We start from the raw sequence: 26856 nt of genomic DNA, 5'->3' as shown, positions 1-26856 counted from the left end.
TCTTCCTCACGCCTTGTCAGTTTAGCGTTCCACACCGCGAAGCAGTCAGAGACTGCATTTCACAGGCATAGGCCGACTGGTCTTTTTGCATAAATACCACAAACTTGCCGCCGTTCGGCACGGCGGCCTTGATTTGATAGCCCTTGGACAAAAGGTCGCCCATGGACGATTGCTCTGCCGGCGGCTGCGCTTCCTCGTGGCCCAGCGGCGTGCCGAGCTTTCCGGCTTCCTGCGCAAAGGCAGCGGAAGCCGAAAGAAGGAGTGCTGCTGCAAGCGACAGAGCCTGCATTACCGGTCCACCTCGCCGAACACGATGTCGAGCGAGCCGAGAACGGCCGCGACGTCGGCAAGCTGGTGACCACGGCACATGAAGTCCATCGCCTGCAGATGCGCATAACCCGGAGCACGAATCTTGCAGCGATAGGGCTTGTTGGTGCCGTCGGAAACGAGATAGACGCCGAACTCACCCTTCGGCGCTTCGACGGCAGCGTAAACCTCGCCGGCGGGAACGTGATAGCCTTCAGTGTAGAGCTTGAAGTGGTGGATCAGCGCTTCCATCGAACGCTTCATCTCGCCACGCTTCGGCGGAACGACCTTGCCGTCGATCGAGGAGAACGGTCCCGTCTTGGCATCACCGAGCAGGCGGTTCACGCACTGCTTCATGATCTTCACGGATTCGCGCATCTCGATCATGCGGATCAGGTAACGATCGTAGTTGTCGCCGTTCTTGCCAACCGGAATGTCGAACTCAAGATCCGAATAGCATTCATAGGGCTGCGCGCGGCGCAGGTCCCAGGCCGCGCCCGAACCGCGCACCATGACGCCCGAGAACCCCCAGGCCCAGCAATCTTCCAGCGAGACGACGCCGATATCGACGTTACGCTGTTTGAAGATGCGGTTGCCGGTCAGAAGGTCGTCGATATCGTCGAGCTTGCCTGGGAATTCGTCGCACCATTTGCCGATATCCTGCACGAGCTGTTCCGGCAGGTCCTGGTGAACGCCGCCCGGACGGAAGTAAGCGGCATGCATGCGGGAGCCGCTGGCGCGCTCATAGAACACCATCAGCTTTTCGCGCTCTTCGAAGCCCCAGAGCGGCGGCGTCAGCGCACCGACGTCCATGGCCTGCGTGGTGACGTTCAGCAGATGCGACAGGATACGGCCGATTTCCGAATAAAGGACACGGATGAGCTGGCCGCGAATCGGGATTTCCAGGCCGATCAATTTCTCGACGGCCAGCGCATAGGCATGCTCCTGGTTCATCGGCGCCACGTAGTCGAGACGATCGAAATAGGGAACGGCCTGCAGGTAGGTCTTGGTTTCAATCAGCTTTTCGGTCCCGCGGTGCAGCAGGCCGATATGCGGATCGACGCGCTCCACGATTTCGCCATCAAGCTCCAGCACAAGACGCAGAACGCCGTGCGCTGCCGGATGCTGCGGCCCGAAATTGATGTTGAAGTTACGGACGTTATGTTCGGTCATGGCGATGGGCTCGCTTTTTCGGGTAGTCAGTGAACGGCGGGCAAAAACCCGCCACACGCCTCAAACTTACTGCTTCGCCTTTTCGTCGCCCGGCAGCACGTATTCCGTGCCTTCCCAGGGAGACAAGAAATCGAAATTACGGAATTCCTGCTTCAGCTCGACAGGCTCGTAAACGACGCGCTTTGCCGCATCGTCGTAGCGAACCTCGACGAAACCGGTCGTCGGGAAATCCTTGCGCAGCGGATGCCCCTCGAAACCGTAGTCGGTCAGGATGCGGCGCAGGTCCGGATGGCCGGTGAAAAGCACGCCGTACATGTCCCAGGTCTCGCGTTCGAACCAGTCGGCACCCGGATAGACGGCGCAGGCAGACGGAACAGGCGTATCTTCGTCGGTCGCCAGCTTCACGCGGATGCGCAAGTTCTTCTTCGGAGACAGAAGATGATAGACGACGTCGAAGCGCAGTTCGCGCTGCGGCCAGTCGACGCCGCAAATATCCGTCAGGTTGACGAAGCCGCAATTGGCGTCGTCGCGCAGGAAGGTCAGCAGCGGGATCAGATTGTCGCCAGTCGTCGTCAGCGTCAGCTCGCCATATTTGAGCTGCGAGGCGGCAATCAAATTGCCGCGCGCTTCCGAAAGGTACGACGAAAGCTCAGTGAGGGCTTCGCTCATGATGTCCTGTCCTTGCCCTTAGCGTTCGATCGTGCCGGTGCGGCGGATCTTCTTCTGCAGCAAAAGCACGCCATAAAGCAGCGCCTCCGCCGTGGGGGGACAGCCCGGCACGTAGATGTCGATCGGCACGACGCGGTCGCAACCGCGAACAACCGAATAGGAATAGTGATAGTAGCCGCCACCGTTGGCGCAGGAGCCCATCGAGATGACATAGCGCGGCTCCGGCATCTGGTCGTAGACCTTGCGGAGAGCGGGCGCCATCTTATTGGTCAGCGTGCCGGCGACGATCATGACGTCCGACTGGCGCGGCGAGGCGCGCGGCGCGAAACCGAATCGCTCGACGTCGTAACGCGGCATGGAGAGCTGCATCATCTCGACGGCACAGCAGGCAAGACCGAAAGTCATCCACATCAGCGAGCCGGTACGAGCCCAGTTGATCAGCTCATCGGTCGAGGTAACGAGAAAACCCTTGTCGGCGAGCTCGTTGTTGATCTCGCCGAAGAACGCGTCGTTGCTGCCGATCGGCTTGCCGGTCGAGGGATCGATGATCCCCTTCGGCTGCTGCGCTACGAGCGTCTGATTGCCAGCGGGGGCTACTCCCATTCCAGGGCTCCCTTCTTCCATTCATAGATAAAGCCGATGGTCAGCACGAGGAGGAAGACCATCATGGACCAGAAGCCGAACCAGCCGATGGCGCCGAAGGAAACGGCCCACGGAAAGAGGAAGGCGACCTCGAGGTCGAAGATGATGAAGAGAATCGACACGAGGTAGAAGCGGATGTCGAACTTCATACGAGCGTCGTCGAATGCGTTGAAGCCGCATTCGTAAGCCGAAAGCTTTTCCGAATCGGGCGCCTTGAAGGCAACGGCAAACGGCGCAATGAGCAGCGCCAGGCCGATGACGAGCGCGATACCGATGAAAATAGCGATCGGAATATAGGAACTGAGCAGTTCAGTCATCATGTTCATCCCTGCTTGCCGGCGGCGCCGAGCGGCGCGACTGGGCAAATGCCCGGCAAGCGAACGTGCGTTGCAACAAGCCGTGGTTAGCGCAGCCGGAGCCCCGGCGCAAGACTTTTACAGAAGCTATTCGAACAGTGTCGGACGGACATTATCAAGCAGATGCAACGATGTCGCGACAAATCCCCAAAAGTTGCGGAAGGCCGCATGGCTGACCCTCGGAAACTGCATGGCTTTTTTGGAGATGAGTGGCGCGAGTGACGGGGCTCGAACCCGCGACCTCCGGCGTGACAGGCCGGCACTCTAACCGACTGAGCTACACCCGCGCATTGGACCTTTCGGACCTAAGGATAGCATGGAACCGGATCGACAGCGACGATTTGCCGCCTGCTTTGAAATGGCGCGAGTGACGGGGCTCGAACCCGCGACCTCCGGCGTGACAGGCCGGCACTCTAACCGACTGAGCTACACCCGCATTCTTTCAAGCAATCCGGTGCCTGAGCACCCTCCCCGAACGGGCTGGCCGTTGGGATGAGCGGCTAACTAAGGGGTTCGCCATTTAGTGTCAAGCAGGTTTGGAGACAAAACCATGACAGTCCGGAAATTGTTTCGGAAAGCCTCCCCAAACCCCTCAGCAAATCGGCGATCTGCCGCGCCAAGTTTTCCACATACAGCCGACGTGGATGCGGCTGAGGCGTCTGAACCGTCCCCTCGCCGCGACGGAGATCACGACGCAGGCTCGAATCGCACACGCACTCTCAGAGCCTGAGGCCTTTCTCAGCCGCCTTGAACCTTGCCGGCATATTGCTCGTCGCTGACTTGCTCCAGCCAATCTGCGACGCTGCCGTTCAGCGCTTCCTGGATGGCAATGTGGCTCATGGCCGTCTCGGGGCTTGCGCCATGCCAGTGCTTCTCGCCCGGTGGGAACCACACGACATCACCCGGGCGGATGTCCCTGATTTCCCCGCCCCATGTCTGAACGAGCCCCCTGCCTGACGTAACGATCAGCGTCTGCCCCAGGGGATGCGTGTGCCAGGCTGTGCGCGCGCCGGGCTCGAAGGTCACGTGAGCGGCCCGCATGCGTGCCGGCTCCGGCGCTTCGACGAGAGGATCCAGGCGAACGGAACCGGTGAAATAATCGTCCTGGCCTTTCGTGGAGGGGCGCGAGCCTGCTGTCTTGATATCCATGATCTTTCCCTGTTCTTCCGTCGTCTGCGGTTGAAGCCGTCGTGGGCAAGGATATTTGATCGCAGCAGGCGATCCAAGCGGCATCGGCGATTGTCGCCCCAACCGGCACCTGCTACTGCGAGGCCTTTCATTACGAACGGAGGATTTCCATGAAACATCATGCTTTCGGCCGCCTGCCCTTTACCGTCACCGATGTCGGCTTCGGCGCCTGGCAGATCGGCGGCTCCTGGGGCAATGTCAGCGAAGCGGACGGCCGCGCTGCGCTGAATGCCGCGCTCGATGCCGGCATGACCTTTATCGACACTGCCGACGTCTATGGCGACGGCCGCTCCGAAAAGATCATTGCGGACGTGCTGAAGGCGCGTGGCGGCGAGCGCCCGATGGTCGCGACCAAGGCCGGCCGCCGGCTCAATCCGCATGTCACGGAGGGCTACCACAAGGCCAATCTGCAAGGTTTCATCGACCGCAGCCTGAAGAACCTGCAGGTGGACAGCCTCGACCTCGTGCAGCTCCACTGCCCGCCGACGGAGGTGCTCTATCGCCCTGAAGTCTTCGCCGGGCTGGACGAATTGCAGAAGGCCGGCAAGATCAAGGGCTACGGCGTCAGCGTCGAGAAGGTCGAGGAAGCGCTGAAGGCGATCGAATATCCCGGAGTCGTCAGCATCCAGATCATCTATAACATCCTCCGCCAGCGTCCTGACCACCTGTTCTTCGCCGAGGCCCGCCGCAAGAACGTAGCGATCATCGCCCGCGTGCCGCTCGCAAGCGGCCTGCTCTCCGGCAAGATCACCCGTGACACCAAATTCGCCAGCGACGATCACCGCAACTTCAACCGCCACGGCGAAGCCTTCGATGTTGGCGAGACCTTCTCGGGCGTGCCCTTCGATGTCGGTCTGCAGGCGGTGGAGGAAGTGCGCAAGCTCGTTCCGGCAGGGGCCAGCATGGCCGCATTCGCGCTGCGCTGGATCCTGATGGCGGATGCCGTCACAGTCGTCATCCCTGGCGCGCGCAATGCCGAGCAGGCCAAGGCGAACGCAGCCGCTGCCGATCTCGCGCCGCTCTCGTCCGACATCATGGCCGCAACACGTGAAATCTACGGGCGGCTGATTGCACCGCATGTGCATCAGCGCTGGTAAGCCCTGATAGACCAGTCAGGCCCGGCCGGCAGGCCGGGCTCGTACATAGCCGGGCCGGATCGGATCAGACCGTCACGACGATCTTGCCGAACTGCTCGTTCGATTCCAGGAACCAATGCGCTTCGACGATCTGCTCGAAGGGGAATGTCCTCGATATGACAGGCTTCAGCATACCGGATGCGAGCCCATCGAAAATGAAGACTTTCGCAGCCTGCAGCCGCGCCGGATCGCGGATGATTTCATGGACGAGATAGCCGCGCAGCAGCAGGCATTTTCCAAGCACGGCGGGCAAGGGAAACGGTGTCGGCTGCGAGCTCAATCCACCATATTCGATAAGCATGCCGCCCAAGGGCATCGCCGCCGTCAGCGGGTCGAAGATAGGTCCTGCCACGGCATCTAGGACGACACGAACACCTGCTTCTCCGGCGATTTCCTTTAGTCGTGTTTCCAGATCCTCCTCCTGCGAGGCGATGACATGCGCAGCACCGGCTTCCTGCAATGCACGGCGCTTTGAAGAGGTTCTCGTGATGGCAATCGGTATGGCGCCAATCACGTTGGCGATCTGGATTGCGGCAAGACCTACACTGCTCGATGCAGCGGTGATAGCGACGAACTCCCCTCTTGAAAGTCGGGCGATATCGATGAGGGCGCCGTAAGCAGTCAGATACGCCATCCAGAGAGCGGCAGCCTCCTCCCAGGGAATTGTCGGCGGGTGCCTGACAATAGATCCAGCGGGGAATGTGACCAGTTCACCGTAAGCCGGCGAGCGCACCATTGAGATTGGCGGGATGATGCTGACGGCGTCGCCGGGCGCAAAGCCGTCTACGCCTTCCCCTACCGCCTCGATGATGCCTGCCGCCTCGAGACCAAGGCCTGACGGCAGCGGCGCGGTCTCGATATAGGTGCCGGATCTTAGCAGGGCCTCAGCCCGGTTGATCCCAAAAGCCTTGACGCGGATCTGAACCTGCCCCGGCCCAGGGGAGGGAATATCCATATCCTCAATGCGGAGAACGTCAGGACCGCCAAATTCGTGAAAGCGGACTATGCGTGCCATTTCCCATCAACTCCAAAACAATCGGACTGAAGATTCTATGCCAATTGGATCGAGGGAGATAAATTGGGCTAGATGCAAGACAGAAGAAACCATGAGTTTGCAATATGGATCGTCTCACAAGCATGACCGTCTTCGTGAAGGTCGTGGATCTGGGCTCGTTTGCGGCAGCGGCAGCAGCACTCGGCATCTCCGGTCCGATGGTCGGCAAGCACATCCGCTTTCTTGAGGAGCGATTGGGGGTAAGCCTTATCACCCGGACGACACGCCGCCAGAGCCTTACGGATTTTGGACGCGCCTATTACGAGCGCTGCCGGGTGATCCTTGCCGAGACAGAAGCCGCGGATGCGCTCGCGTTCGACCATCTGTCCGAACCTTGCGGAAAGCTGCGCGTCACCATGCCCGTGCATTTCGGCCGGCATTGCGTGCTTCCGGTTCTGATCGAGCTTGCAAAGCGACATCCGAGCCTCGAACTCGATCTATCGTTCAGCGACCCGATTACCGATCTGGCCGATGGCGGCTATGATCTCGCGATCCGCACCGGGGAACTCGCTGACAGGTCAGGCATTATCGCGCGACGCGTCGCGCGCCAGCGCATGGTGGTCTGCGCCTCGGCGAGCTATCTCGACGCGCATGGCAGACCGGAGAAGATCGAAGATATCGGCAAGCACGATGCAATCATTTACGCACGCTCCGCGCGCTTCAGCCCATGGATCTTCCCGCATGAAGACCATGCTCCGGTAGAAGTTCGGCCGAACGGCCGATTGCGGCTCGATGATCTCGATGCGATTGCAGATGCTGCAACAGCCGGCATGGGGCTTTCCTGGCTGCCTTACTGGCTCATTCGCGACCGCGTGCAGGCTGGAGCGCTCGAAATCTTGCTGCCAGGTCAGCCGGAATTTCTCTATGACTGCCATGCGCTGTGGCTGCAGACACCGCACCTGCCGCTCAGGATCCGTCTTGCCGTCGACGCTTTGGCCGCCGCACTGCCCAAATTCATGGCTTAACGCCGTCAAGCCGTCAGCGCGGGCGGCCAAGAAGAAGGCCGGGCAAGAGTCCGGCCTTTCCATTTCATGGGACTACGAACTCAGTTCGTGGCGGTCAGGTTGACCGGGAAGAACAGGGTCTCGCCGGAAGAATCGCTCACACCGTCATTGTCGGTCACGGCATAGGGCTTGCCCGATGCGTCGAAGGCGAAGCCTTCCAGCTTGTCGAGAACGTAGCCATTGGTGGCCGACTTCAGATCGCCGATGAAATCATGGGCTTCCGTCTTCTTGACGACGGGCAGTTCGGCCCCGAGCTTGCCCGGCTTCAGGTCGGAGATTGCGACCTTGTAGAGCTTCTTCAGCTTGGCTGCATCACCGACGAGATTGTCGCGTTCGATGATGTAGACGCTGTCGCCCTGGGCAGTGATTTCGGAGAGGCCGACCCAGCCGCTCTCGGTCTTGTCGAGCGGGTAGCGCACGCCGCCCCATTCCTTCTTCTTCGGGTTATAGGAGAGGAGCTTGACAAAGCCCTTCTCGTCATCGTTCCACTCGCGCTGAACGGCCATCCACAGCGTTGCGTCATCGCCAGTGCCGACGATCGTCACACCTTCGAAGCCATAGCGGATTTCGTTGGCGAGCAGTTCCTTCGGCAGAGCGATCTCGGTCTTGATGTCGCCCTTGGCAGTGACGTTGTAAAGCGCGTGCGGCATGAGCCGCTCGGTATAACCTTCCGAAGCCAGCCAGAAGGAGCCGTCGGCAGCGGCAGCGATGCCTTCGATGTCGAGCTTCTGTGCCGGAGCGCCGTCACGCTTGACGACGAGCGCGTCGGTGATGACGGCCGGCTTCCTGGTGGCGTCGATCGTGTAGATCGTCGGCTGCGAGCCGAGGACGCTGTCGCTGACGGCGTAGAGCATGCCCGGCTTGCCCGGAACGGCGGCGAGTCCCGAAAGGGCTGCAAAGCCGATCGGGTTGCCGTCCTTCTCGGCAGAAACGATCTGCGGATAGGCCTTCTCGCCTTCACTGCGCTCGTAGATCATGACGTGCGAACGCGTACCACCATCTTTGCCGAGGTCGAGTTCGTTGGCGGTGGCAAGCAGGTTACGCTGCGGAATGGCAATCGCGCCTTCCGGGGAAATGCCCGACGGCAGGATCTGCAGCAGTTCCGGATCAGCACCCGTATCCTTGTAAACGCCGACGACGGAAGCGCGCTCGGCGAGCAGGAAGAACAGATTGTCATCGCCGAACCTGGCGGCTTCCAGACCTTCCGGCTCGACACCCTTCGACGAGGACCGGCTTTCCGGATAATGGCCGAGCGCGGCCACGGCGCGTTCGAAGGAGCTGCCGGATTCGAAGAGAACCTTGCCGGTCTTGTCGAAGATGGTGAAGCCGCGCGAGCCACCCTCATAATCGCCTTCGTTGGCGACGACGAGACGGTTGTCATCCAGCCACTTTACGGCATCCGGCTCGCGCAGGACGCCCTTCTTCTCGCCGGTGAACTTCAGGGCGCCATCACGCTTGCTGTCGACGCCCGAAAGGTCGACGCCGCCAGCGGTAAAGTGCGTCTTCACCGTGCCGGTCGCACCGTCGAGAATGATGATCTCGTTGTTTTCTTGCAGCGTCAGGGCGATTTCGTTCTGGTTGTTGAAGGCAACGAATTCCGGTTCCGGATCTTCGGGGGCAACGCCTGTGAGACCAGTCAGGGCGACATGCCTGATCGTGCCGCAATCGACGGTGCCATCGGCCTTGACCTGGAAGACGACGAGGTCGCCCGCCGGCATCTGCGGGATCTTGCCGTCGTTGACCTCTTCATCGCGCTCGTTTTCGATCGCGATCGTGCCGAGCGTCCTGTCCTTGTTGAGAGCGATCGAATCGGGCTGGCCGCCGAGATCGCAAGTCGCGTCGATCTTCTTCGTGGCGATGTCGACGATCGCCAGGCGGCCCGACGGCTTCTGCTTGCTTTCGCCGGTGTTGACGGCGACGAGCGCCTTGCTGGCTGCTGTCGTGACAGAGGTCGGCTCACCATCCATCATCAGCGCGCCGCCGGCCTTGGGGGCCTTGGCATCGGTGATGTCGATGAAGCCGATGGCGCCGAGCGGGCTGTCGCTGTAGATCAGCGTGTTGCCATCCTGCGAAGCGGTGATGATCTCGGCCGAGGTGGTCGAAAGCTTGTCCTTGTCGGCCGGCAGGTTGGTCGCGACCGGGAAAGAGGCGATGCGGTTAAAAACCGGCTCAGCCCCTGCCGGGAAGGCAACAGATGCGAGAAGCAGGGCGGCGAGCGCTGCCTTGCACGAGAAAGTTGTCATTGAAATCCCCCAATGTCGAAAGAATCGAACAGAGGGTTTTTGCGGGACTGCCATGACAGAGACATGACAGCCTGCGACATTTTATACAGTTTGCGTCAGCCCGATTCCCTCTCCCGGCGCATCTCGTTGCGCATGATGAAAAGCGATGCGCCGAGGATGAGTGCGGCGCCCAGCCACAAATAGCCGGCCCCGCCCTGAGAACGTCATCATCGCAAAACGAAGCACTGCATGCGGCACGCGGCCAAAGAAAAAGGGGTTCGGCAATGCCGAACCCCTTAAAATCCTGCACGGCCGTTCTCGTTTACGACCGGCGGACAATCTCGTATCAGCCGTTGACGGCGTCCTTCAGGCCCTTGCCGGGCGTGAACTTCGGCACGTTGCGTGCCGGGATGTCGACTTCGGCGCCGGTCGACGGGTTGCGGCCCTTCGTGGCAGCGCGATGAGAAACCGTGAAGCTGCCGAAGCCGGCGAGACGGATGTCGCCCTTGTTCTTCAGCTCAGCCTGCACAACATCGAAAACTGCGTCGACGGCAGATGCTGCGTCAGACTTCGTCAGTCCAGCCTTTTCGGCTACTGCGGACACGAGTTCATTCTTATTCATGTTTCCACCCCTTTCTAAATGGTTTGAAACAACTCGATCTGTAAGCTAGGCGCAGAAATCGCTTTCATCAGGCCCGCCGAGAACCCAAAAGCCCTGCAAATCAAGGAAAAGCAAGCGTCTACATGACGTTTTCACAAAAAAAGGCCGGCGTTTCCGCCGGCCTTTTTGTTGATTTGCAACAATTGGGCACAAATGTGGCAGCCACCAGCTCAATGAGCTATGGCGGCGCCCGCATCATCAAGCCCTTCGACCGTGGCGATGACAGGCGTCTCGACCGTGCCATCCCATTCGATCGGCTCGGGGCGGCGGACCAGCGCATGCTTGATCACTTCGCCCATGCGGGAGACCGGAATGATCTCCATGCTGTTCTTCACATTGTCCGGAATCTCTGCCAGATCCTTGGCGTTCTCTTCCGGAATCAGCACCTTCTTGATGCCGCCGCGAAGCGCCGCGAGCAGCTTTTCCTTCAGGCCACCGATCGGCAGGACACGGCCACGCAAGGTGATCTCACCCGTCATTGCCACATCCTTGTTGACCGGAATACCGGTCATGATCGAGACGATCGCGGTTGCCATGGCGACACCGGCCGAGGGACCATCCTTCGGTGTGGCGCCTTCCGGCACGTGCACGTGGATGTCGCTCTTGTCGAAGCGCGGCGGCTCGATGCCGAAATCGACGGCGCGCGAGCGGACGTAAGATGCCGCTGCCGAGATCGATTCCTTCATCACTTCCTTCAGGTTGCCGGTGACGGTCATGCGGCCCTTGCCGGGCATCATGACGCCTTCGATCGTCAGCAGTTCACCGCCGACTTCCGTCCAGGCAAGTCCCGTAACCACACCGACCTGATCCTCACGCTCGGCTTCGCCGTGGCGGAAGCGCGGAACGCCCAGATAATCGTCGATGTTCTCGGCCGTTACATGAACCGACTTCGTCTTGCCCTTGATAATCTCGGTGACCGCCTTGCGGGCGAGCTTCATCAGTTCGCGCTCGAAGTTACGAACACCGGCTTCGCGGGTATACTGCTGACTGATTGCCATCAGGGCATCGTCGCTGACCGAGAATTCGCTCGGCTGCAGCGCATGTTCCTTGATGGCCTTCGGCAGCAGGTGCCGCTTGGCGATTTCGCGCTTCTCGTCTTCGGTGTAGCCGGCGATACGGATGACTTCCATGCGGTCCATCAACGGAGCCGGGATATTCAGCGTATTCGCCGTCGTGATGAACATCACGTCCGACAGGTCGTATTCGACTTCCAGGTAGTGGTCCATGAAGGTCGAGTTCTGAGCCGGGTCGAGCACCTCCAGCAGAGCCGAAGACGGATCGCCGCGATAGTCCTGACCGAGCTTGTCGATTTCATCGAGCAGGAAGAGCGGGTTGGACTTCTTCGCCTTCTTCATCGACTGGATGACCTTGCCGGGCATCGAGCCGATATAGGTGCGGCGGTGACCGCGGATTTCGGCTTCGTCACGGACGCCACCGAGAGCCATGCGGACATATTCACGGCCGGTTGCCTTGGCGATCGACTGGGCGAGCGAGGTCTTGCCGACGCCCGGGGGGCCGACGAGGCACAGGATCGGACCCTTGATCTTGGTAGCGCGTGCCTGGACCGCCAGATACTCGACGATGCGCTCCTTGACCTTGTCGAGACCGAAGTGATCGGCTTCGAGGATCTTCTCGGCATTGTTGAGATCGGCCTTGATCTTCGACTTCTTGCCCCAAGGGATACCGAGCAGCCAGTCCAGATAGTTACGCACGACGGTGGCTTCAGCCGACATCGGGCTCATCTGGCGCAGCTTCTTCAGCTCTGCGTCAGCCTTTTCACGGGCTTCCTTGGACAGCTTCGTCTTGGCGATGCGCTCTTCCAGTTCGCTCATCTCGTCGCGGCCTTCCTCGCCGTCGCCGAGTTCCTTCTGGATCGCCTTCATCTGCTCATTCAGGTAGTATTCACGCTGGGTCTTCTCCATCTGGCGCTTGACACGCGAGCGGATGCGCTTTTCGACCTGAAGAACCGAGATCTCACCTTCCATGAAGCCGAGAGCCTTTTCGAGGCGGGCCTTGACGCTGGTGGTTTCCAGCATCTCCTGCTTCTCGGTGATCTTGATCGACAGGTGCGAGGCGACCGTATCGGCGAGCTTGGAATAGTCGTCGATCTGGCTGGCTGCACCGACAACCTCGGGCGAAATCTTCTTGTTGAGCTTCACGTAGCTCTCGAATTCCGAGACGACGGAACGGGAGAGCGCTTCCAGCTCGACCGGATCATCATGCGGCTCTTCGAGCACATGACCGAGGGCTTCGTAGAAATCTTCGCGGCTCGTGTAGCTGTCGATCTCGGCGCGGGCGCGGCCTTCAACCAGAACCTTGACTGTGCCGTCAGGCAGCTTCAGGAGTTGCAACACATTCGCGACCGTACCGACGCGGTGGATCGCAGACGGGTCCGGATCGTCGTCGCTGGCGTTGATCTGGGTGACCAGCATGATCTGCTTGTCGGAACCCATGACCTCTTCGAGCGCACGGATCGACTTTTCCCGCCCGACGAACAGCGGCACGATCATATGGGGGAACACCACGATGTCGCGCAGGGGAAGAACAGGATAGGCGGTGCTGGTGCTCGCTACAGACGTTTTCTTCGTCATTTTTATTCCTTTCCATCGTCCCGTTACCGGGCTCTTTGGCGCGGCCGCTTGGGACCGGCCGGCACTCTCACTTGTTGTTACAAGTGGAGGTTCTGACTACGCTTTTCAAGCCACGTTAACGCCCGCGTTCCACGGTTGTGACAGCTTTATTACATGGAACGCCAACACAATGAAGCGCCTATCTGGAGCGACGCTTACCATTTCCGAACCGCCTAAAATAACAACGCCAGCAACACGCTACGGAATCACAGCATCATTGCCAAGGGGTATCGTTTGCGCAATATCGGCCAAGGCTGTTTTTCAACCTTGCCCGCAACTATTATCAGCGCCCGGCACCTGTTTTCAAATAGAAAGGGGCCCGCACAAGGCAAGCCCCTTAAAATAGCGGTTCTCAACGCAAGCTTCAGGCCGAAACGTTTGCCTTCTCGTCCTGGCGGTCGGCGTAGATGTACAGCGGACGGGCCGAACCGCGTGCGACCTCTTCGGAGATGACGACTTCGCGAACGCCCTCCAGCGCCGGCAGTTCGAACATCGTGTCGAGCAGGATCTTTTCCATAATCGAGCGCAGGCCGCGGGCGCCGGTCTTGCGGATGATCGCCTTTCGGGCGATTTCGCGGAGCGCGTCCTCGTGGAAGGACAGTTCCACGTCTTCCATCTCGAACAGGCGCTGATACTGCTTGATCAGCGCGTTCTTCGGCTCGGACAGGATCTGGATCAGCGCATCCTCATCGAGGTCTTCCAGCGTTGCCAGAACCGGCAGACGACCGATGAATTCCGGGATGAGGCCGAACTTGACCAGATCTTCCGGCTCCAGTTCGCGCAGAACCTCGCCGACGCGGCGGTCGTCCTGTGCCTTGACGGTCGCACCGAAGCCGATCGAGGTCTTCTCGCCGCGGGCCGAAATGATCTTGTCGAGGCCAGCGAAGGCGCCGCCGCAGATGAACAGGATGTTCGTCGTGTCGACCTGCAGGAATTCCTGCTGCGGATGCTTGCGGCCGCCCTGCGGCGGTACGGAAGCAACCGTGCCTTCCATGATCTTCAGAAGCGCCTGCTGCACGCCCTCGCCCGATACGTCGCGGGTGATGGACGGATTGTCGGACTTGCGGGAGATCTTGTCGACTTCGTCGATGTAGACGATGCCGCGCTGGGCACGCTCGACATTGTAGTCCGCGGCCTGCAGAAGCTTCAGGATGATGTTTTCGACATCTTCACCGACATAGCCGGCTTCCGTCAGAGTGGTCGCGTCGGCCATCGTGAAGGGAACGTCGATGATGCGGGCGAGCGTCTGGGCAAGATAGGTCTTGCCGCAGCCGGTCGGGCCGACCAGCATGATGTTCGACTTCGCCAGTTCGACATCGCCATTCTTGGAGGCGTGTGCGAGACGCTTGTAGTGGTTGTGAACGGCGACCGACAGGATCTTCTTCGCCTGACGCTGGCCGATGACATATTCGTCGAGAACCTTGATGATGTCCTGGGGCGTGGGAACGCCGTCACGGGACTTGACCATCGAGGATTTGTTCTCCTCGCGGATGATGTCCATGCACAGTTCGACGCATTCATCGCAGATGAACACGGTCGGTCCGGCAATAAGCTTCCGGACCTCGTGCTGGCTCTTTCCGCAGAAAGAACAATAGAGGGTGTTCTTACTGTCGCCGCCGTTGCTGCCGCTGACCTTGCTCATATCACTTTCCTTCCAGCACGCCGCATTTCGAACGCGAAATTGCGGTCCACTCAATCAGCTCCCTGACAGCACTCCCTACCCGGAGTTCTGTCGACAAGGGCTTCAGGGGCTACGAACCGGGTCCGATCCAATCATGTCCGGGTACCGGCGGCAACGAATTCCCCTTCGAATGCCGAATGCTATGTCACAAAAATTCAACATAGCATTAATAGTTACTATTAGCGTCTCCGCCGCCAGATGAAACCCCTAGTTCAATCACAAATGGGATAGAACTGTGGCGGCGAAAACACCATCCCTATTAATTACTAGGCCTGATCGCCTTCCATTTCGATGCGCGATGTCAGAACCTTGTCGATGACGCCCCAGGTCTGGGCCTCGTCCGCATCCATGAAATGATCGCGATCGAGGGTCTTTTCGACTTCCTCGTAGCTGCGGCCCGTATGCTTCACATAGACTTCGTTGAGGCGGCGCTTCATCTTCAGGATGTCGCGGGCATGACGCTCGATATCCGATGCCTGGCCCTGGAAACCGCCTGAAGGCTGGTGAACCATGATGCGGGAATTCGGGGTGGCGAAACGCATGTCCTTATGGCCGGCGGCCAGAAGCAGCGAGCCCATGGAAGCGGCCTGGCCGATGCAAAGCGTCGAGACAGCCGGCTTGATGAACTGCATCGTGTCGTAGATCGCCATGCCGGCGGTAACCACGCCACCTGGCGAATTGATGTAGAGCGCGATTTCCTTCTTCGGATTTTCGGCCTCGAGGAAGAGAAGCTGGGCGCAGACGAGTGTCGCCATATGATCCTCGACAGGGCCCGTCAGGAAGATGATGCGTTCCTTGAGCAGGCGGGAATAGATGTCGTAGGAGCGTTCACCGCGGTTGGTCTGTTCCACAACCATCGGCACGAGGGCCATAGCGGTATCGACTGGGTTTCTCATGTGCGTCCTTTTAACGTCTTTCCGGCGAATGCCGGGAATCAAAGAAAAATGTCTTGTCCCTACATAGAGTGTCCCAGCCCCCCTCTTCAAGACACGCATAAGGATAACGTTAAGAAGCGGGCGCGGCATATGGCTTTGGCATTTCCCTATCCCGTTTCTCCCAAACGCCTGTTAACGGCGAGGCCCCGCTTTTGCCCCTCACAATTTTTCTCTGTGACAGGATGAAGGAAGGCTTACCGCATTCGACTGAACTCATGGACATTTACCGGACGGAAAGCTTACCGGCAGATATCGCCGAAATTGCCGATCGCGGGTTTGTGCCATTAATCAAACAGCGAGCTTCTTCGGCAAGGATATGGCCAACACTCAAGGGGTTATGCCGTGTTCAATGTCACTACAGGTCTGTCCATCTGGTGCTCCGAAGCCCTTACGCTGGCTCTGGTTCTGTTCGTGGCCTGGCACCACAACCGGAAAAGCGGCGCCTACCTTTATTGGGGATTCGGTTTCCTGTTCAGTGGCATCGGCTTTGCGCTTGCTGCGGCCCGCGGCGAAATCCCCAATCTGCTTTCCATCGAAATCGGCAATGCCGTTGCCCTGCTTGGGCAAAGCGCCTGGGTCGCCGGTTTTCTGGCTCTCGACCGCAGGAAGATAGAATGGTGGGCGCTGTTGCCGCCGGCGATCTGGCTCACAGGTGTCTTCCTGCCGTGGATCAACGAGGATTATTCCAACCGCGTTATTCTTTACAATCTCTCCTCGGCGACCGGCGCCACCGCGCTTGCCATGGCGGTCGCCACCGGCGACATCCATCGTGAGCGCACACGCATCAAGCTGATGGCCGTCTTCGTGCTGCAGGCCTTCCTCTGCTTCGGCGTGGCGCTGACAATGGCGCTTGTTCTCCCTTCGGATGGGGAAGCGACGAATTTCGGCGGCGTGGCCGCCATGGCCACCGCCTTCCTGCTCATCATCGCCTTTGCGCTCACCTGCCGCCTCATCATGGAACGGTCGGAACGCCACCTGCGTTTCCTGACGCTAACGGATTCGCTGACGGGCGTGCTGAATCGCCGCGGCCTGCTCGGCCATTTCGGCAAGATCCAGGAAAAGGCCCATGACGACCAGCACCAGGTCGGCGTCATCCTCTTCGACCTCGACCATTTCAAGCGCGTCAACGACCGTTTCGGCCATCAGTCGGGCGACGCCGTCCTCACCGCCTTCGCCCGCCTTGCCCGCCAGTATATCCCGAACAATATCTTCGGCCGGATGGGCGGCGAGGAATTCGCAGCCTTCGTGACCGTCCGCGACCAGACGGAAGCGGAAGCGCTGGCGGAATCGATCCGTGCCGAATTCTGCCGCCTGCCGATCAATACCGGCGAGGCACTGATCCCCGCCACCGTCAGCGTCGGCATCGCCCTATCCTCGGCGATCGAAGCCAATATCGACCGGCTGGTGTCGGCCGCCGACCGGGCGCTCTATTCGGCGAAGGCTGCCGGCCGCAACTGCACCGTCGTCTTCGGCGCGGAGGAAACCGCGGCACCGGCGCCTGGCGAACCGAACACCAATGCCGGCGAACTCGTGCCGACCGTCGACGATCAGGTGGAAGCACTGCGCCGCATGGGCGTGCTCTCGCGCGCCGGCTAAACCACTATCTTTATCACTATCTTTCCGGGGCCTGGCAAATCCGCTAAGCCTCTGGCCATGATGATACCGCCCTTCCTCAAGATCGATCCAGCAACCCGCCGCGTGTCGCTCGACGGCAGCGACCCGGCCTTCTACGGCAATCCGAACGCGGTTTATGCCGCGCTTCATGCCCATTGTCCCACCTTCTATTGGGAAGAGCAGAAGCAATGGTTCGTCACCGGCTACGATCATGTGAACGGGCTGCTGCGCGACCGCCGCTTCGGCCGGCAGATCCTGCAAATCGCCAGCCGCGAAGAACTCGGCCTGCCCGAACCGGAGCCGCATCTCGCCGCCTTCGATCTCGCCGAGCGCTATTCGCTGCTGGAACTGGAACCGCCGGAACACACGCGGCTGCGCACCCTCGTCAACCGCGCCTTCGTCTCGCGCCATGTCGAGAAGATGAAGCCGGAGCTGGAAGAGCTCGCCAACAAGCTGATCGATGGCTTTGCCGACAAGGGCGAAGTCGAGCTTCTTTCGGCTTTTGCCGATATTATTCCGGTGACAATGATCGCCCGGATGATCGGCATTCCCGAGGAAATGGGGCCGCAACTCCTGAAATGGTCGCATGCCTATGTGCGCATGTACATGTTCGGGCGCACCCGCGCGGACGAGGACGCCGCCGACCAGGCTGCACGAGAATTTTCCGATTATGTGAAGACTGTCATTGCCGAGCGCCGTGCCGAACCGCGCGACGACCTCTTGACCCACATGATCCATACCGAGCACAAGGGCCAGTACCTGACGGAAGACGAGCTCGTTTCGACGACTATCGTGCTGCTCAATGCGGGCCATGAAGCGACGGTCCACCAGATCGGCAATTCGGTGCGCATCATTCTCGACAGCGGCTACGATCCATCCGAGCTATTCCGCGACGAAGCTGCCACCGAGCGGACGGTCGAGGAGTCGCTGCGCATCTGCGCGCCTGTTCATATCTTCCAGCGCTGGGCGCTCGAACCCGCAGAGATCGACGGGGTGGAGTTCAAGCGCGGCGACAAGATCAGCATGATCCTGGCCGCCGCTAATCTGGATCCGGCGAAATTCAGCGATCCCCTCACCTTCAGGCCCGACCGCAACGAGGCGCCCAACCTCTCCTTCGGCGCGGGCATTCATTTCTGTATCGGCGCGCCGTTGGCGCGGCTGGAGCTCAACGTCGTGCTGCCGATCCTGTTCCAGCGCCTGCCGAGACTGAAGCTCGCGAGGACGCCCGTCGTCAAAGATGTCTATCATTTCCACGGCCTCGATCGCCTGGATCTCGTCTGGTAGAGCATCGATCCGACACCCGAAAATAAAAAGGCCGGCATGCTCATCGCGTCCCGGCCGTTTCTTTTCCGCAAGAGAAAGTCGTATCAGCCGTAGCGGCCGGTGATGTAATCTTCCGTGCGCTTGACCTTCGGCGACTGGAAGATCTGCGCGGTCGGGCCGTATTCGATCAGCTCGCCGAGATACATGAAGGCGGTGTTGTCGGAGATGCGGCTTGCCTGCTGCATGTTGTGGGTGACGATAACGATCGTAAACTCACCCTTCAACTGCGCGACCAGCTCTTCGACCTTGGCCGTCGAGATCGGGTCAAGGGCCGAGGTCGGCTCGTCGAGAAGCAGGACTTCCGGACGCAGTGCCACGCCGCGGGCGATGCAAAGACGCTGCTGCTGGCCGCCAGAAAGGCCGAGGCCGCTGCCTTTCAGCTTGTCCTTGACCTCATCCCAGAGGGCGGCCTGACGCAGCGCCTGTTCGACACGGACGTCCATGTCGGCCTTGTTGAGGCGCTCATGGTGGCGAATGCCGTAGGCGATGTTGTCATAGATCGACATCGGGAACGGCACCGGTTTCTGGAACACCATGCCGACGCGGGCACGCAGCTCGTTCATCGAGAAGCTTGGATCGAGGATGTTCTTGCCATCGAGCTTGATCGAGCCGGTGGCGCGCATCTTCGGATACAGCATGTAGATGCGGTTCAGGATGCGCAGAAGCGTAGACTTGCCACAGCCGGATGGACCAATCAGGGCAGATACCTGGCGCTCGGGAAAGCTGAGGCTCACATCCTTGATCGCGTGGGCGTCGCCGTAATAGAAATTGACTTTCTCGAGGGCGATCTTGTCTTTTGCCATCGGCTTTTCCAGCTTGTCGGTGGCATCGAAAGTGTCTGCAGACTGGAGCATCATTTCCTACCTTTTCGGTTCAGGACTGAGCGCGATACGACGCTCAGGATCAGAACGACGGCCGTCATCACGAAGGCGCCGGCCCACGCGAGATGCTGCCACTGCTCATAAGGGCTCATAGCGAACTGGAAGATGACGACGGGGATGTTCGCCATCGGCTGCGACATGTCCAGGCTCCAATACTGGTTGTTCAGAGCCGTGAACAAAAGAGGTGCAGTTTCGCCCGAGATGCGGGCGATCGCAAGAAGGACGCCGGTCAGGATGCCGGTGGAGGCAGCGCGGTAGAGGACGTTGAGCGTTACCTTCCAGCGCGGGATGCCGAGCGAAAGCGCCGCCTCTCGCATGACATCGGGAACCAGCCGCAGCATCTCGTCGGTCGTGCGCACGACGACCGGCAGGAAGATGAAGGCAAGCGCGATGCCGCCGGCAAAGCCGGAGAACCGCGCCGTCGGGCGGACGACCAGTTCATAGACGAACAGGCCGATGATGATCGACGGCGCCGAGAGCAGGATGTCGTTGACGAAGCGGATCGCCTCGCCGAGCTTCTTGCCTCGAGCGAATTCCGACAGATAGGTGCCGGCCAGGACACCGATCGGCGTGCCGATGACGACGGCCAGAGCGACCATCAGCAGGCTGCCCATGAAGGCATTGCCGAGACCACCGCCGTCTTCACCGGGAGGCGGCGTCATTTCGGTGATGAGGCTGGGGCTCAGCGCAGACAAGCCATGCACAAACGTCGCCCAGAGGATCCACACCAGGAAAACCAGGCCAAGTACGGTGGCGATGCCGCAGAGCGTCAGCGCGATCATGCTGCCAATCTGGCGGCGGCGGTAAAGAGAACCTGAATAGGTAGCCATGATTACTCTCCCCTCTGCCTTGCCATACGCACCAGCATGAGCTTGGCAGCCGCCAGAACGACGAAAGTGACGACGAAGAGGATGAGGCCAAGGGCTGCGAGCGACGACCGGTAGAGGTCATCCGAAGCCTCGGCAAACTCGTTGGCGAGCGTCGCTGCGATCGAGGTGCCCGGCTCCATCAGCGACACAGCAATGTTATGGGTGTTGCCGAGCACGAAGGTCACCGCCATCGTCTCGCCGAGCGCGCGGCCGAGGCCAAGGAAGATGCCGCCGACGACCGCCGTACGGGTGTGCGGAATGACGATGTCGCGTACCACTTCCCACTTGGTCGAACCCAGCGCATAGGCCGATTCCTTCAGCTGTGCGGGGACGACCAGAAAGACATCGCGCATGACCGAGGAGATGAAGGGGATTATCATGATCGCCAGAACGATGCCTGACGTCAGCATGCCGATGCCGAGCGGAGCTCCGGAAAATAGCGCGCCGATCAGCGGGATCGGGCCTAGCCAGTCGATGAGCACTGGCTGGATGTAATCCGACATGAACGGAGCGAAGGTGAAGAGACCCCACATGCCGTAGATAATCGAGGGGATACCGGCCAGAAGCTCGACTGCACCGCCGATCGGCCCACGAATGGAGCGAGGCGCAACTTCAGTGATGAAAACTGCGATACCGAGGCTGACAGGAACGCCGATGATCATGGCGAGTGTGGATGTGATCAGCGTGCCGTAGATCGGCACGAGGCCCGAAAACTGTTCAGCCACCGGATCCCATTCCGTGCCGGTCAGGAAGCCGAAGCCGAAGGTCCGGAACGCGAGAAGCCCGCCCATGGCCATTGAGATCGCCGCTGCCAGAAGGGCGGCGAGAACGAACAGGCCGCAGCCCAAAACTATCCAGAAAAAAATGCGATCGCCTGCGGCGCCGTCGCGGCGCTTCACGCCCGCGGTATTGGCGGGCAGCGATGCCAATGCTTCGCTCATATCCGTACGCTCTGCTGCTTTGAGGGGGTGTCAAAGGCATCAGGGACGAGAAGCAAAGCCTCCCGCCCCGACGGCAGTTTCGTCAGGATCAGCTCTTGAAAGAAGCCGTCCAGTAATCTTCGATCTGCTTCACCAGCGTGTCCGGAAGCGGAACGTAGTCAAGCGAGGACGCTTCCTTCTGGCCCTTTTCGAGAGCCCACTTGAAGAAAGAGAAAGCGGCCTTGGAGCGCTCGGCGTCCTTCGGCTCCTTGTACATGATCGCCCAGGTGGTTGCCGTGATCGGCCAGGCCTTTTCGCCCGGAGCGTTGGTCATGATCAGGTAGAAGTCCTGAGCCTTGCCCCATTCCGCGCTGGCAGCGGCAGCCGAGAAGCTTTCAGCGTTTGGCTTCGGATACTGGCCGGCAGCGTTCTGGATGAGAACGTAGGGCAGCTTGTTCTGCAGGGCGTAAGCGTATTCGACGTAGCCGATTGAGTCCTTAACGCGGGTGACATAAGCTGCAACGCCTTCGTTGCCTTTGCCGCCGATGCCGACCGGCCAGTTGACGGCGGTGCCTTCACCGACCTTCGACTTCCAGTCCGGGTTTACCTTCGAGAAGAAGTTCGTCCAGTTGAAGGAGGTGCCCGAGCCGTCCGAACGGTGGACAACGGCGATCTGGCTGTCGGGCAGCTTCAGGCCCGGGTTCAGATCGGCGATGGCCTTGTCGTTCCACTTGGTGACGTTGCCGAGGTAGATGTCGGCGAGAACCTTGCCGGAGAGCTTCAGTTCGCCTGATTTGATGCCCTTGACGTTGATGACGGGTACGATGCCGCCGACAACGAGCGGGAACTGGCCGAAGCCGCCAGCCGTCAGATCTTCCGGCTTGAGCGGGGCGTCGGAAGCGCCGAAGTCAACCGTTGCAGCCTTGATCTGGGCGATACCGCCACCCGAACCGATCGACTGGTAGTTCAGCTTGTCGCCGGTTTCCTTGTTGTAGTCTGCCGACCACTTCGAAAGAACCGGGTAGACGAAGGTGGAGCCAGCGCCGGTAATATCTGCGGCAGAGGCCGAGACTGCCAGAGCGGCAACCAGGCCAGCGCCAAGGCAGGCCGAAAGAAGTTTCTTGGTGAGCATTTGCGACTCTTCCCTGATGGAACTAGAGGACGACGAGGTCCGGCGCCATGGAGGGGGTGTCCATTGTCGAGGGCGCTGAATTTCCTCGTCACGGGAAGGCGGGCTAGGCGCGTATTATTACGGTTTGATGACAGTTTGTGACGAGCGACATGAAATGCAAAGCTGTGCATAAGCCTCTGAAGGCACTGACTTTCCCTATGAATCGCGCGCTGACAAAGCCTTGATGAAAGAGGTGCGGCCATATTGCCGCAGGACTGCGGTCGATTGCCGCAGCAATGTGTGAAAATGTCGTTTTCAGACGCCAAAACGCTCCGAAGACCGCCAGAGTGTGCTGCCGCAATCTACGCGGCATGCTCTTGAAGCTTGCTGGATATTTCGAGTGTCGACATAGGTTTTCCGATCAGATAACCTTGCAGTTGGTCGCAGCCGGCTGCACGCAGAATCGCCGCCTGGCGTGTATTCTCGATACCTTCGGCTGTCACGGGAATCTGCAGAGCGGTCGCCAGGGAAATCGTGGCCCTCAGAACATCGGTGCCATTCGAGGCTTGGTCGAGAGCGGACACGAGCGAACGGTCGATCTTCATGCGATCAAACCCGAACTCCGCAATGCGCCGATGCTTGCATAACCGCAGCCAAAGTCATCAAGCGCGAATTTCATGCCGACCTGTTTGAGGTGATCTATCGACCGGCGGCCTGTTCCGGGTTTGTCATCAGGACGCCTTCGGTGATCTCCAATGTCAGGCGCTTCGGATCGAAATCCAGCTCCTGCAGAAGCAGATCTTCGGCGGCAAATTCCGCGAAACGTTACCGACAGTGCCAAACCGGGGCCAATTCTTGGCGCTCGATCGATGTCTTCAGCATATGAACGCCGAGTGCATCGATAAGGCCGCACCTTTCGGCGAGCGGGATGAAGATCTCCGGGCTGATGTTTTCCGTTGGGCGCCGTCAACGTGCAAGTGCTTCAAGACCAGTGACGGCGCCTGTGGTGGCGGAGACGAGCGGCTGGAAAAAGGCTTCGATCGTACCATTACTGATAGCGCTCCGGAGCAAACCTTCCATTTCTGCGACCCTTTGGCGCTCCCGATCCAGCTCTGGATCGTATTCGATCACCCGGCCTCTGCCGCTCAAACCTTGATCACATAATCCTTGCGAGTCGTTTCGACGACTTCCCAGGTTCCCTCGAAGCCGGGCCTGAGGATCATCCGGTCGCCCGCCTTCAGATGAATCGGCTCGCCGCCGTCTTCGGTCACGATGGAATGGCCGGAGAGGATGCTGAAATATTCCCATTCCTCATAGACGATCCGCCACTTGCCCGGTGCCGCCTCCCAGATGCCGGCATAGAGGCCGCCGTCGGCCTCCTCGAGATTCCATGTTCGAAATTGCGGATTGCCGGAAACGATGCGCTCGGCGGCGGGAGCGCCGACTTCCGGTTCGACGCCGTCGATATCGAAGGAGATCATGTTTGCCATGGTTATCGCACCGAGGTCAGAAGTTTCAGGCCGAAGCCCATGAAGATGACGCCGGCCGCAGCATCGAGTGTCTTGCGGCCGCGCGTATAGGCGTCAGCAACGGCAGGGTTGCGCAGCACCGTCAGCACGAAGGAGTACCAGAGCGACGAGACCAGAACCATGGTGGCGACGGCAGCAACACCCTGCATCCAGCTATGCTCGGCCGGCAGCGTTGCCGCAAAGAGCGAGGCGACGAAGAAAGCCGATTTCGGATTGGCGAGGTTGGTCGCAAGCCCTGAATAAAAAGCCTGCTTGGGGCCGATCCCCGCCCGCGCGGCCTGCGGCTCTCCTCGGCCAGCCTTCCGCCAGGTGTGCCAGACGAGCTTTGCACCGAGGAAACAGAGATAAAGCCCGCCCGCGACCTTCAGGAACAGATAGGCGAAGGGCGCCGCCGCAAAAAGCGCACTGATCCCCAGCCAGCCGGCAAGCCCCCAGCAGAAGGTGCCGAGGATGACGCCTGCGATGACGGCCACCGCGGCACTTCGCGACCCCTCCAGCGCCGTTCTGACGACGATGAAGAAGTTCGGCCCCGGCGTGATGGCGGCCACCGCCCAGATGGCTGCAACGGAAAGCAGGAACATTCAAACCTTTCCTCAGATTTTCGACAGCGACTGTTCGAGATCGGCGATGATGTCCTTCACATCCTCGATGCCGACGGAGAGGCGCACCACGTCCGGCCCGGCGCCGGCGGCGATCTTCTGCTCGTCGGTCAGTTGCCGGTGCGTGGTGGAGGCCGGATGGATCACGAGGGAGCGCGTATCGCCGATATTGGCGAGATGCGAGAAGAGTTCCAAACCCTCGACCAGCGTCTTGCCTGCCTCGTAACCGCCCTTGACGCCGAAGGTGAAGACGGAACCTGGGCCTTTCGGCGAGTAGCGCTGCTGAAGAGCGTGATTCGGGTCGTCCTCCAGACCGGCATAGTTTACCCAGGCGATCTTCGAATGAGCCTTCAGCCATTTGGCGACATCAAGCGCGTTGTCGCAATGGCGTTGCATGCGCAGCGGCAGCGTCTCGATGCCGGTCAGGATCAGGAAAGCGTTGAAAGGCGAGATCGCAGGGCCAAGGTCGCGCAGGCCGAGCACGCGGCAGGCGATCGCGAAGGCGAAATTGCCGAAAGTCTGATGCAGCACGACGCCGTTATATTCCGGCCGCGGGCTGGACAGCATCGGGTAGTTGCCGGTCTTCGACCAGTCGAAAGTGCCGCCATCGACGATGATGCCGCCCATGGAGTTGCCATGGCCGCCGAGGAATTTGGTCAGCGAATGCACGACGATATCGGCGCCATGCTCGATCGGCCGAATGAGATAGGGCGTGGCCATTGTGTTGTCGACGATCAGCGGCAGATCGTGACGATGGGCGATTTCAGCGATAGCCGCAATATCGACAAAGGTCCCGCCGGGATTGGCAAGACTTTCGATGAAGACCGCCCGCGTCTTGTCATCGATCTTGCTCTCGAAATCCTCGGGATTGTCGGGATCGGCCCAGCGCACTTGCCAGCCGAAATTCTCGAAGGCATGGCCGAACTGGTTGATCGAACCGCCATAGAGACGGCGGGCGGCGACGAAATTCTCGCCGGGGCGCATCAGCGTATGGAAGACGATCATCTGCGCCGCATGGCCGGAGGCAACGGCAAGAGCCGCCGTGCCGCCTTCAAGGGCCGCGACACGTTCCTCCAGAACCGCCTGCGTGGGGTTCATGATGCGGGTATAGATATTGCCAAACTGCTGCAGGCCGAACAGTGCCGCGGCATGGTCGGAATCGTTGAAGACGAAGGCCGTCGTCTGGTAAATAGGTGTTATCCGCGCGCCGGTCGCCGGATCGGGCTGTGCACCCGCATGGATTGCCAGTGTGTTGAATCCCGGATCGTTTTTGGCCATGTCGTCCTCCCGTATTGTTGTTGACGGGCGCGATCATAACCACTCGAATGTGAAAGTTAACCGCGATCTTTTTCAACCGCGGCGCGTTCCGAAGAAAATCCATCCCGCGTGGCAGCGTCAGCCGAAAAGACGCGGATATTCGATCGCCGGGCAGCGGTTCATCACGACTTTAATGCCACCGGCTTCCGCCTTGGCGGCGGCTCTATCGTCGCGCACGCCGAGCTGCGCCCATACGACCTGCGGGCGGGGCTCGAGTGCCAGCGCCTCGTCCACCACCCCGTCAAGATATTCGGATGCGCGGAAGACATCGACCATGTCGACCGGCTCGGGAATGTCGGCAAGGCGGGCATAAACGGTCTGGCCGTGGATCTGCTTGCCCGCCTGCCCTGGATTGACGGGAATGACCCTGTAGCCGCGCGACAGGAGATAGCCCATGACACCATTGCTAGGCCGGGCCGGATTGGGCGAAGCCCCCGTCAGCGCGATGGTTTTCACGGATTTCAGAATGCCGGAGAGATAGTCGTCGGCATAGGCATCATGGTTCATATCTAGTGTCTCCAGTCTGGTGTCTTCAGGAGGCGGATCTGACAGTCGCTGATCATTGAAACCGGGCGGCTTGTTTCAACGTATATATAGGTGCCGGAAATATCAGGGAGAATTTGTGCCATGAAAAAGGTAATCCTTGCGCTCGCGCTCGTGCTGGCGGCCTCGCCGACGCTTGCGATCTCACGCTACAATCCGCTTGCCATGAGCTGCCAGAGCGTGCGGGCGGCGATCCACAACGAAGGTGCCGTCATCTTTCGCTACACCTCGCCGCGCGGCCTTCCGCTCTACGACCGCTATGTCCGCAACAGCAACTACTGTGATGCGACCGACTATGCGGAATGGACGAGCATTCCCTCCAAGGACAATCCCAAGTGCCGGGTGCTGAACTGCCAGAACCTGGACAACCTCGACGGGATGCTCTTCATTCCACACTATAGTCTCTAACCCACCGTTTATTCAGAAATGTGAATATTATCGATCCTTTCGCACCCGCGAAAGGATCGATATTCAATCCAGGGATACAAAAATC

At 60.0% G+C, this 26856-nt stretch carries 25 protein-coding genes, 2 tRNA genes and 1 pseudogene; 5 read left to right on the top strand and 23 right to left on the bottom strand.

Annotated features, from left to right (window positions below):
* Positions 1–16 precede the first annotated feature (16 nt).
* The 8 genes from ACK9YZ_RS05930 to ACK9YZ_RS05895 all read right to left on the bottom strand — a co-directional run bounded on the left by ACK9YZ_RS05930 (position 17) and on the right by ACK9YZ_RS05895 (position 4295).
* On the bottom strand, positions 17–289 hold the full coding sequence (locus ACK9YZ_RS05930) for a hypothetical protein (RefSeq protein ID WP_183730222.1): 273 nt from the start codon (positions 287–289) through the stop codon (positions 17–19).
* The gene (locus ACK9YZ_RS05925; protein WP_183730224.1) at positions 289–1479 is read right to left on the bottom strand and encodes an NADH-quinone oxidoreductase subunit D; all 1191 of its coding nucleotides are present in this window, start codon (positions 1477–1479) and stop codon (positions 289–291) included. The genes ACK9YZ_RS05930 and ACK9YZ_RS05925 overlap by 1 nt, the downstream gene beginning before the upstream one ends.
* 66 nt (positions 1480–1545) lie before the next feature.
* Positions 1546–2148, bottom strand: coding sequence for an NADH-quinone oxidoreductase subunit C (locus tag ACK9YZ_RS05920; RefSeq protein WP_216757689.1), 603 nt, complete (start codon positions 2146–2148; stop codon positions 1546–1548).
* 18 nt (positions 2149–2166) lie between these two features.
* Positions 2167–2751, bottom strand: coding sequence for a NuoB/complex I 20 kDa subunit family protein (locus ACK9YZ_RS05915; RefSeq protein WP_113310752.1), 585 nt, complete (start codon positions 2749–2751; stop codon positions 2167–2169).
* Positions 2742–3107 (bottom strand): NADH-quinone oxidoreductase subunit A, encoded by a 366-nt coding sequence (locus tag ACK9YZ_RS05910; RefSeq protein WP_008521906.1) that lies wholly within the window; start codon positions 3105–3107, stop codon positions 2742–2744. Before ACK9YZ_RS05910 ends, ACK9YZ_RS05915 begins: the two co-directional genes overlap by 10 nt.
* A 249-nt stretch (positions 3108–3356) precedes the next feature.
* Positions 3357–3433: transfer RNA gene (locus ACK9YZ_RS05905), tRNA-Asp, on the bottom strand.
* 72 nt (positions 3434–3505) lie between these two features.
* Positions 3506–3582: transfer RNA gene (locus ACK9YZ_RS05900), tRNA-Asp, on the bottom strand.
* A 302-nt stretch (positions 3583–3884) separates the two neighbouring features.
* On the bottom strand, positions 3885–4295 hold the full coding sequence (locus ACK9YZ_RS05895; protein WP_416065979.1) for a cupin domain-containing protein: 411 nt from the start codon (positions 4293–4295) through the stop codon (positions 3885–3887).
* Between the two features lie 149 nt (positions 4296–4444).
* Between ACK9YZ_RS05895 and ACK9YZ_RS05890 the strand changes: the two genes are divergently transcribed.
* Positions 4445–5431 (top strand): aldo/keto reductase, encoded by a 987-nt coding sequence (locus ACK9YZ_RS05890; protein ID WP_416065978.1) that lies wholly within the window; start codon positions 4445–4447, stop codon positions 5429–5431.
* A gap of 64 nt (positions 5432–5495) precedes the next feature.
* On the opposite strand, the gene ACK9YZ_RS05885 is transcribed toward ACK9YZ_RS05890, so the two are convergent.
* The gene (locus tag ACK9YZ_RS05885; protein WP_416065977.1) at positions 5496–6485 is read right to left on the bottom strand and encodes a zinc-dependent alcohol dehydrogenase family protein; all 990 of its coding nucleotides are present in this window, start codon (positions 6483–6485) and stop codon (positions 5496–5498) included.
* A gap of 104 nt (positions 6486–6589) precedes the next feature.
* Between ACK9YZ_RS05885 and ACK9YZ_RS05880 the strand changes: the two genes are divergently transcribed.
* Positions 6590–7489 carry a LysR substrate-binding domain-containing protein gene (locus ACK9YZ_RS05880; RefSeq protein ID WP_416065976.1) on the top strand — a complete coding sequence of 300 codons (900 nt, stop codon included), beginning with the start codon at positions 6590–6592 and terminating at the stop codon, positions 7487–7489.
* Between the two features lie 80 nt (positions 7490–7569).
* Here the strand turns inward: ACK9YZ_RS05880 and ACK9YZ_RS05875 are convergent, their stop codons facing one another.
* From ACK9YZ_RS05875 to clpP, 5 genes are all read right to left on the bottom strand, one after another.
* The gene (locus tag ACK9YZ_RS05875; RefSeq protein ID WP_416065975.1) at positions 7570–9771 is read right to left on the bottom strand and encodes an esterase-like activity of phytase family protein; all 2202 of its coding nucleotides are present in this window, start codon (positions 9769–9771) and stop codon (positions 7570–7572) included.
* A 325-nt stretch (positions 9772–10096) separates the two neighbouring features.
* Positions 10097–10372, bottom strand: coding sequence for a DNA-binding protein HupB (gene hupB, locus ACK9YZ_RS05870; RefSeq protein ID WP_003558438.1), 276 nt, complete (start codon positions 10370–10372; stop codon positions 10097–10099).
* A 209-nt stretch (positions 10373–10581) separates the two neighbouring features.
* On the bottom strand, positions 10582–13002 hold the full coding sequence (gene lon / locus ACK9YZ_RS05865; RefSeq protein WP_416065974.1) for an endopeptidase La: 2421 nt from the start codon (positions 13000–13002) through the stop codon (positions 10582–10584).
* A 403-nt stretch (positions 13003–13405) separates the two neighbouring features.
* Entirely contained in the window at positions 13406–14683 is a 1278-nt protein-coding gene (gene clpX, locus ACK9YZ_RS05860) for an ATP-dependent Clp protease ATP-binding subunit ClpX (RefSeq protein WP_007819824.1), read from the bottom strand.
* Positions 14684–14988: 305 nt separating this feature from the next.
* Positions 14989–15618 carry an ATP-dependent Clp endopeptidase proteolytic subunit ClpP gene (clpP, locus tag ACK9YZ_RS05855; protein ID WP_216757684.1) on the bottom strand — a complete coding sequence of 210 codons (630 nt, stop codon included), beginning with the start codon at positions 15616–15618 and terminating at the stop codon, positions 14989–14991.
* A 381-nt stretch (positions 15619–15999) separates the two neighbouring features.
* Between clpP and ACK9YZ_RS05850 the strand changes: the two genes are divergently transcribed.
* Both ACK9YZ_RS05850 and ACK9YZ_RS05845 read left to right on the top strand, forming a co-directional pair.
* Positions 16000–17253: a GGDEF domain-containing protein gene (locus tag ACK9YZ_RS05850; RefSeq protein WP_416065973.1), complete on the top strand. Its 1254-nt coding sequence runs from the start codon at positions 16000–16002 to the stop codon at positions 17251–17253.
* A 57-nt stretch (positions 17254–17310) separates the two neighbouring features.
* The gene (locus ACK9YZ_RS05845) at positions 17311–18555 is read left to right on the top strand and encodes a cytochrome P450 (RefSeq protein WP_416065972.1); all 1245 of its coding nucleotides are present in this window, start codon (positions 17311–17313) and stop codon (positions 18553–18555) included.
* 83 nt (positions 18556–18638) lie between these two features.
* Here the strand turns inward: ACK9YZ_RS05845 and pstB are convergent, their stop codons facing one another.
* The 9 genes and pseudogenes from pstB to ACK9YZ_RS05800 form a co-directional block, all read right to left on the bottom strand.
* Positions 18639–19397, bottom strand: a complete 759-nt coding sequence (pstB, locus tag ACK9YZ_RS05840; protein WP_253958338.1) for a phosphate ABC transporter ATP-binding protein PstB — start codon at positions 19395–19397, stop codon at positions 18639–18641.
* A gap of 50 nt (positions 19398–19447) precedes the next feature.
* Positions 19448–20305, bottom strand: coding sequence for a phosphate ABC transporter permease PstA (pstA, locus tag ACK9YZ_RS05835; RefSeq protein ID WP_216757680.1), 858 nt, complete (start codon positions 20303–20305; stop codon positions 19448–19450).
* A gap of 2 nt (positions 20306–20307) precedes the next feature.
* A complete protein-coding gene (gene pstC / locus ACK9YZ_RS05830) occupies positions 20308–21285 on the bottom strand; it encodes a phosphate ABC transporter permease subunit PstC (protein ID WP_416065971.1) in 978 nt (325 codons plus the stop codon).
* Positions 21286–21373: 88 nt separating this feature from the next.
* On the bottom strand, positions 21374–22396 hold the full coding sequence (pstS, locus tag ACK9YZ_RS05825) for a phosphate ABC transporter substrate-binding protein PstS (protein ID WP_007819837.1): 1023 nt from the start codon (positions 22394–22396) through the stop codon (positions 21374–21376).
* Positions 22397–22737: 341 nt separating this feature from the next.
* A pseudogene (locus ACK9YZ_RS05820) lies at positions 22738–23521 on the bottom strand (EAL domain-containing protein); the annotation flags it as partial.
* On the bottom strand, positions 23521–23865 hold the full coding sequence (locus tag ACK9YZ_RS05815; protein WP_216757678.1) for a cupin domain-containing protein: 345 nt from the start codon (positions 23863–23865) through the stop codon (positions 23521–23523). The pseudogene ACK9YZ_RS05820 and the gene ACK9YZ_RS05815, both read right to left, overlap by 1 nt.
* A 2-nt stretch (positions 23866–23867) precedes the next feature.
* Positions 23868–24485, bottom strand: coding sequence for a LysE family transporter (locus ACK9YZ_RS05810; RefSeq protein ID WP_416065970.1), 618 nt, complete (start codon positions 24483–24485; stop codon positions 23868–23870).
* Between the two features lie 12 nt (positions 24486–24497).
* Positions 24498–25781: an O-acetylhomoserine aminocarboxypropyltransferase gene (locus ACK9YZ_RS05805; RefSeq protein WP_416065969.1), complete on the bottom strand. Its 1284-nt coding sequence runs from the start codon at positions 25779–25781 to the stop codon at positions 24498–24500.
* A 117-nt stretch (positions 25782–25898) separates the two neighbouring features.
* Entirely contained in the window at positions 25899–26327 is a 429-nt protein-coding gene (locus ACK9YZ_RS05800) for a CoA-binding protein (protein WP_416065968.1), read from the bottom strand.
* A 120-nt stretch (positions 26328–26447) separates the two neighbouring features.
* Between ACK9YZ_RS05800 and ACK9YZ_RS05795 the strand changes: the two genes are divergently transcribed.
* Positions 26448–26771, top strand: a complete 324-nt coding sequence (locus ACK9YZ_RS05795; protein WP_416065967.1) for a hypothetical protein — start codon at positions 26448–26450, stop codon at positions 26769–26771.
* Positions 26772–26856: the final 85 nt, after the last annotated feature.

It is taken from the genome of Rhizobium sp. ZK1, assembly GCF_047782645.1.
Lineage (GTDB): Bacteria > Pseudomonadota > Alphaproteobacteria > Rhizobiales > Rhizobiaceae > Rhizobium.
Note: the sequence above shows the minus strand (reverse complement) of the source record. Positions and strands in the feature narration are given on the sequence as shown.

Bases quoted from the DNA above. Each gene is read 5' to 3' on its own strand.
- ACK9YZ_RS05930 (WP_183730222.1), bottom strand. From the start codon at position 289: ATGCAGGCTCTGTCGCTTGCAGCAGCACTCCTTCTTTCGGCTTCCGCT.
- ACK9YZ_RS05925 (WP_183730224.1), bottom strand. From the start codon at position 1,479: ATGACCGAACATAACGTCCGTAACTTCAACATCAATTTCGGGCCGCAG.
- ACK9YZ_RS05920 (WP_216757689.1), bottom strand. From the start codon at position 2,148: ATGAGCGAAGCCCTCACTGAGCTTTCGTCGTACCTTTCGGAAGCGCGC.
- ACK9YZ_RS05915 (WP_113310752.1), bottom strand. From the start codon at position 2,751: ATGGGAGTAGCCCCCGCTGGCAATCAGACGCTCGTAGCGCAGCAGCCG.
- ACK9YZ_RS05910 (WP_008521906.1), bottom strand. From the start codon at position 3,107: ATGACTGAACTGCTCAGTTCCTATATTCCGATCGCTATTTTCATCGGT.
- ACK9YZ_RS05895 (WP_416065979.1), bottom strand. From the start codon at position 4,295: ATGGATATCAAGACAGCAGGCTCGCGCCCCTCCACGAAAGGCCAGGAC.
- ACK9YZ_RS05890 (WP_416065978.1), top strand. From the start codon at position 4,445: ATGAAACATCATGCTTTCGGCCGCCTGCCCTTTACCGTCACCGATGTC.
- ACK9YZ_RS05885 (WP_416065977.1), bottom strand. From the start codon at position 6,485: ATGGCACGCATAGTCCGCTTTCACGAATTTGGCGGTCCTGACGTTCTC.
- ACK9YZ_RS05880 (WP_416065976.1), top strand. From the start codon at position 6,590: ATGGATCGTCTCACAAGCATGACCGTCTTCGTGAAGGTCGTGGATCTG.
- ACK9YZ_RS05875 (WP_416065975.1), bottom strand. From the start codon at position 9,771: ATGACAACTTTCTCGTGCAAGGCAGCGCTCGCCGCCCTGCTTCTCGCA.
- hupB (WP_003558438.1), bottom strand. From the start codon at position 10,372: ATGAATAAGAATGAACTCGTGTCCGCAGTAGCCGAAAAGGCTGGACTG.
- lon (WP_416065974.1), bottom strand. From the start codon at position 13,002: ATGACGAAGAAAACGTCTGTAGCGAGCACCAGCACCGCCTATCCTGTT.
- clpX (WP_007819824.1), bottom strand. From the start codon at position 14,683: ATGAGCAAGGTCAGCGGCAGCAACGGCGGCGACAGTAAGAACACCCTC.
- clpP (WP_216757684.1), bottom strand. From the start codon at position 15,618: ATGAGAAACCCAGTCGATACCGCTATGGCCCTCGTGCCGATGGTTGTG.
- ACK9YZ_RS05845 (WP_416065972.1), top strand. From the start codon at position 17,311: ATGATGATACCGCCCTTCCTCAAGATCGATCCAGCAACCCGCCGCGTG.
- pstB (WP_253958338.1), bottom strand. From the start codon at position 19,397: ATGGCAAAAGACAAGATCGCCCTCGAGAAAGTCAATTTCTATTACGGC.
- pstA (WP_216757680.1), bottom strand. From the start codon at position 20,305: ATGGCTACCTATTCAGGTTCTCTTTACCGCCGCCGCCAGATTGGCAGC.
- pstC (WP_416065971.1), bottom strand. From the start codon at position 21,285: ATGAGCGAAGCATTGGCATCGCTGCCCGCCAATACCGCGGGCGTGAAG.
- pstS (WP_007819837.1), bottom strand. From the start codon at position 22,396: ATGCTCACCAAGAAACTTCTTTCGGCCTGCCTTGGCGCTGGCCTGGTT.
- ACK9YZ_RS05815 (WP_216757678.1), bottom strand. From the start codon at position 23,865: ATGGCAAACATGATCTCCTTCGATATCGACGGCGTCGAACCGGAAGTC.
- ACK9YZ_RS05810 (WP_416065970.1), bottom strand. From the start codon at position 24,485: ATGTTCCTGCTTTCCGTTGCAGCCATCTGGGCGGTGGCCGCCATCACG.
- ACK9YZ_RS05805 (WP_416065969.1), bottom strand. From the start codon at position 25,781: ATGGCCAAAAACGATCCGGGATTCAACACACTGGCAATCCATGCGGGT.
- ACK9YZ_RS05800 (WP_416065968.1), bottom strand. From the start codon at position 26,327: ATGAACCATGATGCCTATGCCGACGACTATCTCTCCGGCATTCTGAAA.
- ACK9YZ_RS05795 (WP_416065967.1), top strand. From the start codon at position 26,448: ATGAAAAAGGTAATCCTTGCGCTCGCGCTCGTGCTGGCGGCCTCGCCG.